We start from the raw sequence: 16817 nt of genomic DNA on the forward strand, positions 1-16817 counted from the left end.
GACTACGCCAGGCATGCAAGCATCATAGATCGGGCGCAGAACAGTGCCACGGGTTAATACAGATTATTACATCTGCTTCCGCGACGGTAACATTGGGGCTTGCACTCGCCGCAGCCCACCCCATCTTGGAAGAATCATCGACTGTCCCGACTCACCATGGCGCGCCGACGTTCCTTCGTTTCCATTCTTGCCATTCTCGTCCTGTTGCACGCGTACATCGGCCTGCGGCTGTTGCCCGGGCTCGGCGCGGGGCCGGTCGAGATGCTGGCGGGGACGGTGCTGCTGGCCGCGTCCGCCGTGCTCGTGCGCATCGGTCTCGTCGCACCCAGCTTGCGGCGCACTCGCTGGTCGGAATCGCTGACGTGGGCCGGCTTGCTCGCGATGGGCTTGTTTTCGTCGCTGTTCGTGCTGACGCTCGTGCGCGACGTCGTGCTGCTCGTGGCGCTGGTCGCGGGCGCCGGCGGCCCGGCACTCACGCACGGCAGCGCCGTCGCCGTGCCCTTGCTGGCGCTCGCCGTCACGTTCGTCGGCTTCATCAATGCCCGCCGCGTGGCGCGCGTCGTCAAGGTCGAGGTGCCGATCGACGGCCTGCCCGAGGACTTGCACGGCTATTCGATCGCGCAGATTTCCGACATCCACGTCGGGCCGACGATCCGCCGCCCCTACTTGAACGCCATCGTCACGAAGGTCAATGCGCTGAAGCCGGACGCCATCGCCATCACGGGCGACCTCGTCGACGGCAGCGTGCAGCGCCTCGCGCCGCACACGGCGCCGCTCGCGCGCCTGTCCGCACCGGACGGCACATTCTTCGTGACCGGCAACCACGAGTATTATTCCGGCGTCGAGCAATGGGTGGCCGAGGTGCGCCGCCTGGGCCTGCGCGTGCTGATGAACGAGCACGTGATCCGGCGCCGGGGCCGTGCCACCCTCATGATCGCCGGGGTGACGGATTACACGGCGCAGCACTTCGAGCCCACGCACAAGAGCGATCCGCACCAGGCCGCGGCCGGTGCGCCGGACGACGTCGCGGTGCGCATCCTGCTGGCTCACCAGCCGCGCAGCGCGCCGGCCGCCGCCGACGCGGGCTTTCACCTGCAATTGTCCGGGCACACGCACGGCGGCCAGTTCTTCCCGTGGAATCTGTTCGTGCCGCTGCAGCAGCCGTTCGTGGCCGGCCTGAACCGTGTGCGCTCGCTGTGGGTGTACACGAGCCGCGGGACGGGGTACTGGGGACCGCCGAAGCGCTTCGGCGCGCCGTCCGAGATCACGCTCGTGCGCCTCGTGCCCGGCCGGGTGTGACGGCGCCGGCCGCGGCCGCTGCGGCATATATGTACGACAATATATTCCCCCAAAAACATGCGGATGCGTTATCGTTTTGGTTTTTCCACCGACCAAAGGATCGCAAGCATGAACCGCCTCCGTTTCCCCGCCTTGAGCCTGATCGCCGCCTGCCTGCTGGGCAGTACCGCGAACGCCGCCACTCCCGGTAATGACCCGGCCGCGCTCGCCAAGGTGCGCGACACGGCGCTGCAGAGCGATTACGCCTACCGGCAACTGGAGGACTTGACGGACCTCGTGGGCCCGCGCCTGACCGGTTCGCCCGGCGCGGCCGCCGCCGTGACGCAGGTCGCCGACGCGCTGCGCAAGCTGGGTGCGAAGGTCACGCTGCAGCCGATCAAGGTACCGCACTGGGTCCGTGGCGAAGAGACGGCATCGCTCGTCGATTACCAGGGGCGGCCGGCCGGCGTGGCGCAGAAAATCGTGCTGACGGCGCTGGGCGGCTCGGGCGCGACCCCGGCCGGCGGCATCACGGCACCCGTGATCGTCGTGCACAGCTTCGAAGAGCTGAAGGCGCACGCGGCCGAGGTGAAGGGCCGCATCGTGCTGATCGACGTGCCGTTCGACCAGAACATGGCGGACCGCGGCCTCGCGGGCACGGCATATGGCCAGGCCGTCGCTTTCCGCGGGGCCGGCCCGCGCATGGCGGCCGAGATGGGCGCCGCGGCGGCCCTCGTGCGTGCCGTTGGCGGCGCCGCGTACCGGATTCCGCATACGGGCCTCACCCTGCTGAAGGACGATGCGCGCATCCCGGCGGCGGCCGTCACGATCGAAGACGCGCTGCTGATCGGCCGCCTGGCCAAGCGCGGCCCCGTCACGATGCACCTGACCTTGACGCCGCAGATCCTGCCGGACGCCGACAGCTATAACGTGATCGCGGACTGGCCGGGCACGGACAAGGCGGACGAAATCGTCCTCGTGTCGGGCCACCTCGATTCCTGGGACCTGGCGACGGGCGCCAATGACGACGGTTCCGGCGTCGTGACGGCGATGGCGGTGATCGACACCTTGCGCAAGCTCGACTATCACGCGCACCGCACGATCCGCGTCGTGGCCTGGATGAGCGAGGAAAACGGCGGCGCCGGCGGGCGTACGTACGACGCCGTGTACAAGAAGGGCGTCGAGAAGCATTTCGCCGCGTACGAGGATGATGGCGGCTCCGGTCGCCCGTTTGGCCTGCGCGCGGGCATCGGCATGGCCGGCGCCAAGCTGCTGGCACCGCTGCAGGCCGCGCTGTATCCGATGGGGGCAGGCGCGTTCCAGCGCGAAGACGTGATCGGCGCCGGCGACCTGCACTTCCTGGAAGATTCCGGCGTGCCCAGCTTCGAGCCGTGGATCGACGCTTCCGATTACTTCAATTATCACCATACCCCCGCCGATACGTTCGATAAGGTCAATCCGGAAAACCTGCGCCGCCATGCCGCCGTGATGGCGACGACGGCCTGGTTCCTCGCGAATATGGAGCAGCCGCTCGGCCGCGCCAACGTCGCGACCGAGGCAAAGGGCACGAAGTAAGCCGCCCGCGTCACCCGACGTCGATGCGCCGGACCGCGCGCGCATGGCCCCGGAACGGCCTGCCATACACGGTCTGGATGCCGCTGGCAAAGTTCTGACCCCAGACGAGCGGGGGCCGCGTCTCGTGCGGCTCGCTCGACCAGTACCAGACACGGTCGAAACGTTCTCGCTGGTTGGCGAACAGCAGCGCGAGTTCGCGCCGCGTCGGTAATTCGCCGGCGAGCGCGGATGCCCATTCGCGCGCGGCGGGCCAGCTGACCTCGGATGCTTCGTCCGCCAGCAGCACCAGGTGGTAGTCGGGCTCGCCGTTCTTGCCGAGTATCACGCCGGCATAGGCTTCGCCCTCCTTCAGCATTTCTTGGATCCTCAGGTAATCACCCATCGCGCAACCCTTTCGTCATGTCTTCCGGTCTCGTAAGACCATCGATCGCCGCGCTTGGTTGCGTCGTGCGATACGACATAGCTCATAACGGAGTGCGCAACAGTCGATCTCGCTTTTCGTGTCGCCGCGATGTCGCGGGTCAGTCGTCCAGCGGCTTGGTGATCTGGGGGCCGTCGGCGCCGGCGCGGTTCACGGCCGTGCTCACCTTGTACCACTCGAACGCGTCGGGGGGCGCGGCGGCGTGGCGTGCCAGCTCGATCGCCTGCTGGGGCGACAGGTCGGGGTCGAGCCACAGCTGCGCGTCCTCGGCGTCGAGCACGACGGGGCGGCGGTCGTGGATGTCGAGCATGCCGCCGGACGCGTCGTCCGTCACGATGACGAAGCCCGCTTCCGCGCGGTTTTCCTCGAAGGGGCCGAAGTTGGCGACGGCCAGCATGAACAGCGGGCGGTGATCCTTGCGATGGATGTGCCACGGCTGCTTGTGGCCTTTCTCGCCCGTCCATTCGTACCAGCCCTCGGCCGGCACGATGCCGCGTCCGTTCTTGACGAGGCGCGACCAGTAGCGGTTGGCCAGCTTTTCCAGGCGCGCGTTGATGACGATGGGCACCTTGCCTTCGGCCCACTTGGCGCGGTAGCTCCAGAACACGTCGTCCACGCGCCGTTCGCCGTCCTGCACGTGCATGACGGGGCGATAGGTGCCGGGCGCCGCGTTCGTCGTCGGCCTGGACTCGCTGTCGAATACGGCGTCCGTCCACCCGATCAGGTTGGCGTAATGACGCGCCGTCTGGCTTTGGTCGAATCGTCCACACATGGGGCGATGGTAGCGCAGATGGGCGAGGGCGGTCGTCCGCCAGGGCACGGCCACCCGGGAGCGCCGCACCGGCGCTTTTTATGTTGTTTCGACAACGATTCGATTGCCGGGGATGCGGTGTGTCTGTAACATCGCTTCTTTGTCCGCAACCCCTTATTGCTGCAATGACCGACGTGTCCACAGTTGCCCCGCCCGCCGCGCCGACAGTCCAAGGCGCCACCAGCCGTGAGTTCCGGCATGACATCAACGGGCTGCGTGCCTGGGCGATCGTGCCCGTCGTCCTCTTCCATTTCGGCGTGCCCGGCTTCAGCGGCGGTTTCGCCGGCGTCGACGTCTTCTTCGTCATCTCCGGCTTCCTGATGACGCAGATGATTTGCCGCGCGTTGTGGAACGGCGATTTCTCGCTGATCGGGTTTTATCTGGCGCGCGCCGTGCGCATCGTGCCGGCGCTCGTCGTCGTGTGTGCCGTGCTGCTGGCCGCAGGCTGGTTCGCGCTGCTGCCGCCCGACTACAAGATGCTGGGCGCCCACACGGCGTACAGCCTGACCTTCCTGTCGGACATCGCGTTTTGGCGCGAGGCCGGCTACTTCGATACCAGCTCCCACGAGAAATGGCTGCTGCACACGTGGTCGCTGGCGGTCGAGTGGCAGTTCTACCTGCTGCTGCCCCTCGTCCTCATGGGCCTCGCGCGCGTGACGCGCAGCGCGCGCGCGTGGGGCAGGGCGCTGGCCGTGCTGGCCGCCGTATCGCTGGCGGCGTGCGTCTGGACGACGGCAAGCAACCCGTCGGCCGCGTTCTTCCTGATCCATACGCGGGCCTGGGAAATGCTGGCCGGCGGCCTCGTATTCCTGGCCGCACGCACGGCCACATATTCGCCCGGCCAGCGCCGCCTGATCGAAGGCGTCGGCCTCGTCCTCATCGCGGCGGCCATCCTCGCGTTCGACGCGGAGTCCGCGTGGCCCGGGTGGCGCGCCGTCGTTCCGGTGGCCGGCGCGGCGCTCGTGCTGCTGGCCTCACGCGAGTCCATGTGGACGGGCAACCGTTTTGCCCAATGGATCGGCCTCCGCTCGTATTCGCTGTACCTGTGGCATTGGCCCGTCTATGTGTTCCTCGCGTACATCGGCTTGCGGTTCAACGCGCTGGCGCTCGCGGCCGGCGTGCTTGCCTCGGTCGTACTCGGCGCCTTGTCGTACACGTTCGTGGAAAACCCGTCGCGCCTGGCGCTGCGCAAGCCCCGCCTCGACGCGCGCATCGCCACGCTGGTCGGCGCGGCCGCCTGCGTGGCGCTGTGCGCGGCCGGCGTGTGGCGGTCGAACGGCGTGAGCGGACGGTTCGCGCCGGGCGTCGAGCTGGCGGCCGCCGCGGCGACCGACGTCAACCCCGAGCGCGCCCGCTGCCACCAGAGCGCCGGTGCCACGTCGCCGGCCTGCCTGTTCGGGGGCACGGAGCGCAAGCTGTTCGTTGTCGGCGACAGCCACGTGGCCGCGATCATTTCCAGCGTCGTGGACGCGGGGCCAAGTGGCGCGGCCGGTGTCGTGCAATTGTCGTACGACGGCTGCGTGTTCATCCCGGGCATGCTCCAGATCCGCCCGCATCGTTTCGGCGCGCACGCCGATTGCAAGGGCTTCACCGACTGGGCCGCCAAGCAACTGGATGCGGCGCCGGCCTTGCCCGTGCTGCTCGCCGGACGGTATGCCCGCTACGCGTTCGGCCCGTTCGAGCTCGATCCGGACGTCGCCAAGCCGGAAGTGTATTTCGGCGGCCGGCCCCAAGAGTCGACCACGCCGGCCTTCCTGCGCGAGTTCGGACAGCATTTGACGGAGACCGCGTGCAAGCTGGCGCAAACCCGCACCGTCTACATGATGCGGCCGATTCCCGAGATGCCGGCCAGCGTCCCGCAATACGTGGCACGGCGGATGGCGTGGGGACTGGACTCGAGCCTGTCCGTCACGATGGCGCAGTACATGCAGCGTAACGGCTGGGTTTGGCAAGCACAGAACGAGGCGCGCGACCGGTGCGGCATCGTCATCCTCGACCCGACCGCGACCTTGTGCCATGACGGCGTGTGCAAGGCCACGCGCGACGGGCGTCCGCTGTATTCCGACTACGGCCACCTGGACGAGTTCGGCGCGCATCTGCTCGTCCCCGTCTTCGCGCGGATGTATCAGCCGGCGGCGCCGGGTCACAGCGGCGGCACGACGTTCTCCGCCCGGTAGCGCGTCACGAAGGCCGCGAGCTGCTTCGAATGGTAGCCCTGTGCCAGGGCGTCGAGGCGGTTCGCGAACGCTGCGTAGGCCGGATCGCGTTCGCGGAGGTACGCGGCGTGCTCGCGCACCTGGCGCATATTGCCGACGCGTGCCAGCTGCCACAGCGCCTCGATCTCCTCGGCCGGCGGGACGGCCACGCCCGCATCCTCGTCGGCCTGCGGCGCCGCTGCCTGCGCCGTGATCCACTTGAGTGACAACAGCTCGCCGACGGTGCGCAGCAGGGCGTCGTGGTCGATGGGCTTCGCGAGGAAAGCGTTGGCGCCGGCATCGCGGCTCCGGTGTTCGTCTTCCGGGCCGGCGCTGGCGGTCACGGCCACGATGGGGACGTTGCTCCAGCCCGGCAAGCGGCGGATCCGCCGCGTCGTCTCGTTGCCGTCCATCACCGGCATCATGATGTCCATCAGGATCAGGTCCGGCTTGAAGCTGTCGAGGAGGACGAGGCACTCCAGGCCGTTCGTCGCGGACGCGACGATGAAGCCGGCGTCCTGCAGCAGGTCGAGCAACATCGCGCGGTTCTGCGGCACGTCGTCGACAACCAGCAGGCGCTTGCGTTCGCCCTCGTAGCCGATCACCGTTTCCTGCGGCTGGGCGGCGACCGGCCCGCCGGTGGCCACCGGCACGTCGATCTCGAACGAGAACGTGCTGCCCTTGCTCGGCTCGCTGACGACGGCGATCTCGCCACCCATCAGGCGCACCAGTTGCTGGCTGATGGCGAGACCCAGCCCCGTGCCGCCTTCGCGCCGCTGGATGGACGCGACCTGTTCGAACGGCTGGAAGATGCGCCCAAGCTGCGGCGCGCTCATGCCGATGCCGCTGTCGCACACCTCGAAGCGCAAGCGCGCGATCGTTTCTCCGGTCTCGCCTGGCGGCGCCTCCGGCGGTGACGCGGGCAGGACGCGCAGGCACACCTTGCCGCTGTCGGTGAATTTCACGGCATTTCCAAGCAGATTGAGCAGCACCTGGCGCAGCCGCGTCTCGTCGACCGTCACGGCCGCCGGCACGCCTGGCGCGAGTTCGCAGCTGAAGGCGAGGCCTTTCTCTTCGGCCTTGACGCGCATGATGTTCGCGACGACCTGCACGAACGTGCCGAGGTGGACGGTGGCCGGATACAAGACCATCTTGCCGGCCTCGACGCGGGCCAGATCGAGGATGTCGTTGATGAGGGTGAGCAGGTGCTGCCCGCTGTCCTGGATGCTCGCCAGGCCGGCCGCTTGCCGTTCCGTGAGCTGTTCGCGGTCACGTCCCAGCAGGCGGGCGTACCCGATGATGGCGTTGAGCGGCGTGCGCAATTCGTGGCTCATCTGTGCCAGGAAATTGCTCCTTTGCCGCGCCAGGGCGACCGCCTCCGCCAGCGCCTTCTCGCGCGCCGCCGCCGCTTCCTTGCGTTCCCTGTCGACGGCCGCGAGTTTTTCCAGGCGCGTCTTGCTCGCTTGCAGGTCGGAGCGGAAGTGCAGCAGGCCCAGCGACAGACTGATCATGCCCGCGACGATCCACGCGGACACCAGCCAACTCAGCAGGGTCGTCTTCGACAGCCATTTTTTGCGGAACTCGATCTTCCGCACTTCGAACGTGACATCGTGGCCGATGCCGCTGCGGTCGTCCAGCTGCAGTTCCACGGCCGTGACATGGTCGAGGCGGGTATAGCTCTTTGCCAACGGAATCTGGCGCGAGAACAGCCACCAGTCCGCGGTGCGCAAGGCATTCATCGGGATCGCGAACGGAGGCTCGGACGGAACATCGATGAGCGCTTCGTTGAACCGCTGCGCATCCCAGCCGCCCCGCGCGGAATACTCCGGTTCGAAATTCATCAGGTGCAGCTTGAACACATGCCGTCCACCGCCCGAATAGCGCACGTCGAGGCCGATCGTGTCGTACCCGCTCAGGTCGAGCCCGTTGGCCGGATCGCCCAGCTCGAACAGCAAGTTACAGTATGGATATTGCGCCACGTCGGCCAGCACGCAACGCACGACGTAGGCGTCCTTGGTGACGGTGAGCGACGCCACCGACTTGCCGAACCCACGATTGCCGCGCTTCACCGCGCGGTCATCGCTCACGACGACGCGTGCCGGGTGCCGCGGGGAGATTTCCAGCGTGCGCGTCATCCCGAAATGCTGCCAGACCAACGAGATGGGCGTCGTCAGTACCAGGAGGATGATCAGGATGTGACTGATCCTCGTCGAGCGGGAAAGCCACTGGTTCATGTGCGTTCCGATCGGAAATCGGACAAGTGGATCCAGTATATACCCAAGCAATACATGAGTTGCACTAATTCGGTGCGTCACGCCGGCGGGACGGCGTCCGCGGCGCGGAAGCGCGCCACGAAGGCGGCCAGGTGCTTCGAATGGTAGCCCTGCGCCAGCGCGTCCAGGCGGTTCGCGAACGGCGCGTAGGCCGGGTCGAGCTCACGCAGGTACGCGGCGCGCGCGCGGATCTGCCGCATATTGCCGATCTGCGCCATCTGCCACAATTCCTCGACCTCCTCGGCCGGCGGGGCGACCAGGGCTGTGTCGTCCACGTCTGCCGGGGTGGCTGCCGCCGCGGCGGGTTGTTCCGTGACCCACTTCAGCCCCAGCAGTGCGCCGATGGTGCGCAGCAGGCGGTTGTGATCGAGCGGCTTGGCGAGGAAGGCGCTGGCACCGGCGTCGCGGCTTTTTCGTTCGTCTTCCGCGGCGGCACTGGCCGTCACGGCGACGATCGGCATGCCGGCCCAGCCCGGCATCCGGCGGATCTGGCGCATCGTCTCGTTGCCGTCCATCACAGGCATCATGACGTCCATGAGGATCAGGTCAGGCTTGAACGTGTCGAGCAGAACCAGGCACTCCAGGCCGTTCGTGGCGGCGGCCACGACGAAGCCGGCGTCCTGCAGCAAGTCCTGCAGCATCGCGCGGTTCTGAGGCACGTCGTCGACGACCAGCAGGCGCTTGCGCTCGCCTTCATAGCTCACCGGCGTTTCCTGCGGCGCCGCCGACGCCGGACCGGCGGCGGCGACCGATACGTCGATGTCGAACCAGAACGTGCTGCCTTTGCCGGGCGCGCTGACGACGTCGATCCTGCCGCCCATGAGGCGCACCAGTTGCTGGCTGATGGCGAGCCCGAGGCCCGTGCCGCCCTCGCGCCGCTGCGCCGTCGCCACCTGCTCGAAGGGCTGGAAGATGCGCGCGAGCTGTTCGGGGCTCATGCCGATGCCGCTGTCGGTCACTTCGAAGCGTAACCGCGCGGTGCTAGCGCCAGGATCGCCGGCTCCCGGTGCCGGCTGCACGCGCAGGGCGACTTTGCCGCTGTCGGTGAATTTCACCGCATTGCCCAGCAGGTTCAGCAGCACCTGGCGCAGGCGGGTTTCGTCGATCGTCACCGCGCTCGGCAGGCCGGGTGCGAGTTCATAGCCGAACGCCAGGCCTTTTTCCTCGGCCTTGACGCGCATGATGTCGGCCACGACCTGCAGGAACGTACCGAGATCGACGGCGGCCTGATGCAGCACCATCTTGCCCGCTTCGACCCGCGCCAGGTCGAGGATGTCGTCGATCAAGGTGAGCAGGTGCTGGCCGCTCTCGTGGATTGTCGCCAGGCCGGACGCTTGCCGGTCGCTCAGGTGGCTGCGGTCGCGTCCGAGCAAGTGCGCATAGCCCATGATGGCATTGAGCGGCGTGCGCAACTCGTGGCTCATCTGCGCCAGGAAGCTGCTCCTCTGCTGCGCCAGCGCGACGGCCTCGGCCAATGCCATTTCGCGCGCGGCCTCCGCTTCCTTGCGTTCGCGGTCGATGGCGGCCAGCTGTTCCAGGCGCGTATTGTTGGCTTGCAGGTCGGAGCGGAAGTGCAGCAGGCTGAGCGCCAAGCCGAGAATGCCGCAGGCGATCCACCCGCCCACCAGCCAGCTGAGCAAGGTCGTCTTCGACATCCACTTGCCGCGGAACTCGATCTTGCGCAGCACGACCGTGAGCACCTGCCCGGTGGCGCTGTAGTCGTCCGTCGACAGTTCCACCGATGTGACGTGGTCGAGGCGCGCATAGCTCTTGGCTAACGGGATCTGACGCGAGAACTGCCACCAGTCCGCGGTGCGCACGGCACTCATCGGGATCGTGAACCGGGGCTGGTCGGGGAGGTCGATCAGCAATTCGTTGAAGCGCTGGGAATTCCAGTCGCTCAGCGTGGAAAACTCGGGTTCGAAATTCGTCAGGTGCAGTTTGACGACGCGGCGGCTTTTGCCCGAATACGACATGTCGAGGGTGACCGTGTCGTACCCGCTCAGATCCATGCCCTTGACCGGATCGCCCATCATGAATTGCAGTTTGCAGAACGGATAAGCGGCCGCCGAACCCAAATGGCAACGCATCGTGAACGCATCCCTGGTGACGGTCAGCGTGCCGACCGAATTGCCGTTCGAGTGGTTGCCACGCGTGTTGTCGCGGTCGTCCGTCACGCGGACGTTATACGGATGCTGCGGGGAGATCTCGAGGGTGCGCGTCATCCCATAGTGCTGCCAGACCAGCAGGATGGGGGTCGCCAGCACCAGCACGATGACCAGAGCGTAGCGGATCCTGGTCGAGTGGGAGAGCCACTGATTCATGGGCGTACCGATCGGAAATCGGACAGATGGATTCAGTATATACCCAGGCAATGCCTTTCCGTAATGGTTCCGGGGAGACGTCCCTCGACCTGTTGCCACGTGGAGGAATTTCGCACTTTTTTTGTGCATCCGAATGACAGGCGCAGTATCGTGGGACGTGACGCCGTCGCATCGGTGCCGGATCGCCTGCCAATGCCTTCGGGCAGCTCGACCAGACAAAAAGGAGGCACAGGGAAACCGAAGGAGACAACCATGAAACAGTTCCAGAGAACGGCTATTGCCGTCGGCGTGACCCAGCTCGCGGTCGCGGCCGGTGGCGTGGCGTGCGTGCAGGGCGCGCGCGCGCAGGAAGCCAAGCCAAACATCGCCACCGTCGTCGTCGTGGGCCAGCGCGCCGCGCTGGAATCGGCGGCGGCGCGCAAGAAGAGTGCGGACGAGATCGTCGATTCGGTCGTCGAAGTCGACATCGGCAAGCTGCCGGACAAGTCCGTGACGGAAGTGCTGCAGCGCGTGGTCGGCGTGACCATCGACCGCACGATGAACGTGGCCGACCCGCTGCAAAGTGTGCACGATGGCATCAACCACTTCGCGGCCGAAGGGACGGGCGTCTCGGTGCGTGGCCTGTCGTACGTGCGTTCGGAATTGAACGGCCGCGACGCGTTCTCCGCCAACGGCGGCCGCTCGCTCAGCTTCGAGGACGTGCCGCCCGAGCTGATGGCCGGCGTCGACGTGTACAAGAACCCGTCGGCCGAGCAGATCGAAGGCGGCATCGGTGGCCTGGTGAACCTGCGTACCCACCTGCCGTTCGACTTCAAGGGCCGCAACGGCGCGGTGTCCATCGAAGAGTCTCGCTCGCAACTGCGCGGGAAGTATGCGCCGTCGTTTTCCGGCCTGCTGTCGAATCGCTGGAAGACGGGGTTCGGCGAGTTCGGCGCATTGATCGACATCGCGCGCTCGCGCATCGACACGCGCAGCGATGGCCTGCAGATTTCGCCGTACATTCCGCGCACCGACGCCGTGACGGGCGACACGAGCGGCGCCCGACGCTGGATATCGAACGGCGGCAGCTGGACGACGAACAACTTCGAACGCGAGCGCGACGGCCTGTACGGCGCGCTGCAGTGGAAGAAGGACACGCTCTCGTCATACCTCACGTATTTCCGGTCGAAGTACGACATGCACACGTCGGAACACTCGCTCGCGGCGGGCGCTAACCCGGCCACGATCATGCTCGATCCGGGGGCGACGTTCAATGATCAGGGCGCGCTGCTGGCGGGCACGATCCGGGCGCCGCAGGATCCCGGTGTCGGGTTCGGCGTCCAGAGCCGCACCGCCGGCCGCACGTCCGACACGCGCGACGTCGCCTGGAACCTGCAGTGGCGCGCTACCGACCGCTGGACCTTGACGGGCGACCTGCAGCACACGCGGGCGACGACGTTCGGCTACGACAACCTCGTCAGCCTGGGCGGCTACATGCCGAAAGAGGGCGTCGATTTCCGCACGTCGCCGCCCACGCTGACGTTCGACGCGGCCGACCGCGCCTACCTGGCCGACCCGAACAATTATTATTGGAACTCGGCGCAGGAGCACCGCGACGATGCCGTCTCGACCCAGAACGCGGCCCGCCTGGATGCGAAGTACACGTTCGACGGCCCGGTGCTGAACGACGTCCGTTTCGGCGTCCGCTTCACCAACCGCGACGCCGACACGCGCGCGACGCACGGCAACAGCCAATGGCACGAGATCACGGCGCCCTGGGCCGTCGGCCACGACGGCTGGCAGCCGTTCAGCCAGCTGGCGTACCTGAGCGACCCGCGCTTCGCCGGCGACAAGGTGGCGCCGCTGCAGTTCAACGACTTCTTCGGCGGGAAGACGGCGCCGCCGCCGGCCATCGTCGCGGCGAACATGGCGTTGTCGGCCGGCGCGCCGCCCCCAGGCTTCGCCCAGTTGCACGAGATGGTGAAAGTGCTCTGCAATATGCCATGCTCGGGCGACGCGCTGTGGGAGTATGCGAAGTTCGGCGACCCCGAGAGCCTGAACCAGCAGCACGAGAAGACCAAGGCCGCCTACGCCCAGCTGCGCTTCGGCTTCGACGACCTGCGCTACCCGGTCGACGGCAACGTGGGCGTGCGCGTCGTGCGCACGGACATGTCGGCGGCCGGCTATCTGCTGTTCTCGCCGCCGGATTCGTCCAAGGTGCCCGGCGTGCCGTCGATCGCCCCGCTGTCCAATCGGACCAGTTTCGAGCACAAGTACACGAATGTGCTGCCCAGCCTGAACCTGCGCATGAAGGCCAGCGACGGCCTGCAGTTCCGCGCCGCGTTCTCGAAAGGGATGACGCGTCCGGACTTCTGGCAGATGCAGACCTACACGACATTGAGCCAGAACGTGCACACGCACACGGACAACGCGACGAACGCGACGGTCCTCGACAGCATCGACTACACGGGCACGGCCGTGGGCAACCCGATGCTCAAGCCGACGCGCTCGAACAACATCGACCTGACGGCCGAGTACTACTTCGGCCACGGCGGCCAGGTGACGCTCGCATTGTTCAACAAGCGCCTGTCGGACATCATCATCGGCAAGACGTCGGTCGTCACGCTTAACGATTCGACAGGGCAGCCGCACGACTTCGCCGTCACGTCGCCCGTCAACGGCGCGACCGGCCGGGCGAGCGGGGCCGAGATCGGTTACTCGCAGTACTTCGACAAGCTGCCGGGCCTGTGGTCGGGCTTCGGCGTGTCGGCGAACTACACGTACATCGACAGCCGCCAGGACCTGGGCAAGCCCCTGGCGCAGGTCTGGTGCACGCCGCAGGACACGAACGCGTTCATCGCACGCGATCTGTCCGGGTGTGATACGGATGGTCGGCTGCTGAATGTGGGGAGCGTGCCGCTGACGGGGCTGTCGAAGAATGCGTTCAACGTCGCGCTGCTGTACGACAAGGGGCCTGTTTCCGCGCGCCTGGCGTATGGCTGGCGATCGAAATATCTGCAGGCCGTCAATGCCTACGGCACGAACGGCGGGGACGGCATCGACGCGAATCCCGCCAGTCCGCGTTTCGGCCAGCCATACTCGGTGCAGTATGCGTTGCCGACGTGGGGCGGGGCGTATGGGCAGCTCGATGCGAGCTTGCAGTACAAGTTCACGGACAACCTGAACCTGTCGGTGCAGGCGACGAATCTCACCAATGCGTTGTACAAGCAGTACATGCAGCAGGGGATCGGGTTGATGGAGAGGGGGGCGTTCTATACGGGGCGGCGGTATTCGGTCCGGTTGGGATACTCGTTCTGACGCGCGCCGCATTGCTGCGGCTTTGGACGTACCGCGGGCAGGCGCCGCCCGCGGTACGGGTCGATCACTCATTCCGCGACGTCGAAGCCCAGTTTTCTCAGGGCGCGTTCGGCGGCCTGCTGGTCCTGCACCGCGTTGCCGCCGGAGATGCCGATGCCGCCGATGAGCTTGCCGTCCTTCACGATCGGCACGCCGCCGCCGACCGGCACCAGGCGCGGACGGTGCGCCAGCTGCGCCACCGTGCTGTCGGCGAGGATCGCATTCCACACGTGGGTCGCGAGGCCGAACGAGGCCGCGGTCCAGGCCTTGTCGATGGCGACGTCCACCGTGAGGAAGGGTGCGTCGTCGGCACGGTCGAAGACCTTCAGGTGGCCGCCTGCGTCGGTGACGGCAATCGTGACGTTGATGCCCAGTTCGGCGGCCTCGGCGCGGGCCTCGGCGACGAGTGCGCGGGCGGCCTCGGTGGAGATGGTCGGCTGGTTGATGGTGGCGGTGATGTTAGCAATGGACATGGCGTTTTCCTCGGTCGTTGGGCCGATCGTCGTCGGCAGGTGGTGATACTGTAGCGGGCTGCATCTGGTTTGATAATCCGGTCGCGACTACAATGATCTTCAAATGAAACTTGAAAATACGGACGACCTGAGGGTCTTGATCCACACTGCGCGCACGGGGTCGCTGACGCGGGCGGCGGTGGCGCTGGGCGTGACCGCGTCGGCGGCGAGCGCCGCGCTGAAGCGCCTGGAATCGCAGTTGAACGCGCGGCTGTTCGAGCGCTCGACGCGCGCGATGCGTCTGACGGAACAGGGCCGCGTCATGCTCGACTATGCGCAGCGCGCATTCGACCTGCTGGACGAGGCCGAGGCGCAGGTGGGCGCAGACCAGGCCGCACTTGTGGGCACGGTGCGGATCGCGGCACCGTCGGACCTGGCGCGCAACGTGCTGCTGCCCTGGTTCGACGACTTCCTGGCGCTGCATCCTGGCGTGCAATTGCAAGTGCACGTCGGCGACCGCCCGAAGGACGTGGTGCGTGACGAGGTCGACATCGCACTGCGCTACGGTGCGCTGGCCGATTCGCAACTGGTGGCGCGCACGCTCGCGACGCCGCGCACGGTGCTGTGTGCGGCGCCGGCCTACCTGGCTCGGCGCGGCACGCCGGCGACGCCGCACGATCTCGCCGCGCACAACTGCCTCGTCTTCATGCGCGGCGACCGGCACCACCGGACCTGGCATTTCTCGAAGGGCGGCGAACGTGTGGACGTGCGTGTGAGCGGCGATCGCAGCGTGGACGATGCTTCGCTGGCGCACGACTGGGCACGCGCGGGCCACGGCATCCTGCTCAAGACAGGGATCGAACTGCAAGGCGACCTGGACAGCGGGGCGCTCGTGCCGCTGCTTGCCGAGTGGGAAACGGACGTCTATCCGCTGCACGCGCTGCTGCCGAGCGGGCGCTTTATCCCGGCGCGCGTGCGGGCGTTGGCCGACTTTCTGGCGCAGCGCTTTACGACTGATCCGACGAATTCGTTCAGTCCGCGCTGAACCGCGTTTCCAGCCCGTCACACCGTGATCCGATCATTTCGGCGCTGATCGGGATTTCGATTTTTAAATATCCTCGTTCCCCGGGATGTTACGATCCTGTTGGGGTTGGATAGATTTTGCGTAAATTTGCTGCTGTAAAATTTGACTTCCCAAACTCTCGAACACCATGATGAAGTCAAAATTATTTGGCGCCTGCCTGATTTCTACGATTTGCTGCGCAGCATACGTCTACGATGTATGAAGCGCACCGACGAAAATCACCGAGGTATTTTCGTATAATCAGGTTGGAGGGGGCGACGTTGCCTTCAGTGTCGCGAACCCGACCACTAATTGTCTGGCGGGTTATTGGCTGACAAAATCCAACCCCGGGTTCAGCGCGAATTATGCGATCATTTTGGGGGCTTACTGGTCGCAAAATTCGGTCAAGGTCGTCGGGCTGCCTGATCAAAAGTGGACCGGCAGTTCGTCCACTTTTTGCAAGGTATATGTGATTTCTCCCGCCTAGGAAGTTCCGGCGGGATATTCGCGATAAGTTTCGTGCGGCTGTCCGGACAATTCAATTATTCGTAAAATGAAAGATAAGATCGTCGCGTTTGTCGGCGTTATTCTTAGCTGGTCGGTGATGGCGCAAGTGGGGTACAGCCAGGACGCGGGACAGATCGCTGAACTGTTCGCGGGTCAAAACGGGTCGATCGCGATCCGTGTAAGCAACGGCTATAAAAATGCGATCGCCGCAGGCCAGTGCCCGTCCAGTGACGGTACCTGGGCGGGACTCGTTGCTTCGAATTCGTCGATCAAGGCGGCAATCGCCCTGCTCAACTGCCTCGGTTCTGAAAACCTATAGAAGGGGTAGGCAATTCCACAAAATGCACTTTGCACCGTTACAGTTCAGATGGTGCATGAATCGGGGCTCAACGCGTATCACGTCGATGCTCCAGTTGAGCGAAACGCCATGCCTCGGCCGTCGACACATCGCCGCGTTCCCTGATGTGATATTCAGCGCTCCCGCGAGCCTTGAGCGATACGCCGCGTTCCGCCCTCGAGGTGGCATTCGCCTCGATCCCGCGAGCGCGAAGCTCCGCAGCGAATTGCGCCTCCCATCAGTCG

At 66.1% G+C, this 16817-nt stretch carries 11 protein-coding genes; 6 read left to right on the plus strand and 5 right to left on the minus strand.

Annotation, left to right across the window (positions count from 1 at the left end; translation table 11 throughout):
* The first annotated feature begins 156 nt into the window (after positions 1-156).
* Together NX784_RS22350 and NX784_RS22355 are read left to right on the plus strand one after the other, a co-directional pair.
* Positions 157-1299, plus strand: a complete 1143-nt coding sequence (locus tag NX784_RS22350; protein ID WP_258818897.1) for a metallophosphoesterase — start codon at positions 157-159, stop codon at positions 1297-1299.
* 108 nt (positions 1300-1407) lie between these two features.
* Complete coding sequence (locus tag NX784_RS22355) at positions 1408-2853, plus strand: M28 family peptidase (protein ID WP_258818898.1); 1446 nt, start codon at positions 1408-1410, stop codon at positions 2851-2853.
* A gap of 10 nt (positions 2854-2863) precedes the next feature.
* Here the strand turns inward: NX784_RS22355 and NX784_RS22360 are convergent, their stop codons facing one another.
* Positions 2864-3235: an Lcl C-terminal domain-containing protein gene (locus tag NX784_RS22360; protein ID WP_258818899.1), complete on the minus strand. Its 372-nt coding sequence runs from the start codon at positions 3233-3235 to the stop codon at positions 2864-2866.
* Between the two features lie 139 nt (positions 3236-3374).
* Positions 3375-4046 (minus strand): SOS response-associated peptidase, encoded by a 672-nt coding sequence (locus NX784_RS22365; protein ID WP_258818900.1) that lies wholly within the window; start codon positions 4044-4046, stop codon positions 3375-3377.
* Between the two features lie 173 nt (positions 4047-4219).
* Here NX784_RS22365 and NX784_RS22370 point away from each other — a divergent pair, with 173 nt between their 5' ends.
* On the plus strand, positions 4220-6262 hold the full coding sequence (locus NX784_RS22370) for an acyltransferase family protein (RefSeq protein WP_258818901.1): 2043 nt from the start codon (positions 4220-4222) through the stop codon (positions 6260-6262).
* On the opposite strand, the gene NX784_RS22375 is transcribed toward NX784_RS22370, so the two are convergent.
* Both NX784_RS22375 and NX784_RS22380 read right to left on the minus strand, forming a co-directional pair.
* A complete protein-coding gene (locus tag NX784_RS22375; protein ID WP_258818902.1) occupies positions 6229-8514 on the minus strand; it encodes an ATP-binding protein in 2286 nt (761 codons plus the stop codon). The two genes, NX784_RS22370 and NX784_RS22375, sit on opposite strands and share 34 nt — an antisense overlap.
* A gap of 77 nt (positions 8515-8591) precedes the next feature.
* Positions 8592-10877, minus strand: a complete 2286-nt coding sequence (locus tag NX784_RS22380; protein WP_258818903.1) for an ATP-binding protein — start codon at positions 10875-10877, stop codon at positions 8592-8594.
* A gap of 252 nt (positions 10878-11129) precedes the next feature.
* Here NX784_RS22380 and NX784_RS22385 point away from each other — a divergent pair, with 252 nt between their 5' ends.
* Positions 11130-14174 carry a TonB-dependent receptor gene (locus NX784_RS22385; protein WP_258818904.1) on the plus strand — a complete coding sequence of 1015 codons (3045 nt, stop codon included), beginning with the start codon at positions 11130-11132 and terminating at the stop codon, positions 14172-14174.
* Between the two features lie 68 nt (positions 14175-14242).
* Here the strand turns inward: NX784_RS22385 and NX784_RS22390 are convergent, their stop codons facing one another.
* Positions 14243-14686 (minus strand): GlcG/HbpS family heme-binding protein, encoded by a 444-nt coding sequence (locus tag NX784_RS22390; RefSeq protein ID WP_258818905.1) that lies wholly within the window; start codon positions 14684-14686, stop codon positions 14243-14245.
* A gap of 103 nt (positions 14687-14789) precedes the next feature.
* On the opposite strand from NX784_RS22390, the gene NX784_RS22395 reads away from it, so the two are divergent.
* Together NX784_RS22395 and NX784_RS22400 are read left to right on the plus strand one after the other, a co-directional pair.
* Positions 14790-15710, plus strand: coding sequence for a LysR family transcriptional regulator (locus NX784_RS22395; RefSeq protein WP_258818906.1), 921 nt, complete (start codon positions 14790-14792; stop codon positions 15708-15710).
* A 571-nt stretch (positions 15711-16281) separates the two neighbouring features.
* Entirely contained in the window at positions 16282-16554 is a 273-nt protein-coding gene (locus NX784_RS22400; protein WP_258818907.1) for a hypothetical protein, read from the plus strand.
* The last annotated feature ends 263 nt before the right edge of the window (positions 16555-16817 follow it).

This window comes from Massilia pinisoli (genome assembly GCF_024753285.1).
GTDB lineage: Bacteria > Pseudomonadota > Gammaproteobacteria > Burkholderiales > Burkholderiaceae_D > Telluria > Telluria pinisoli.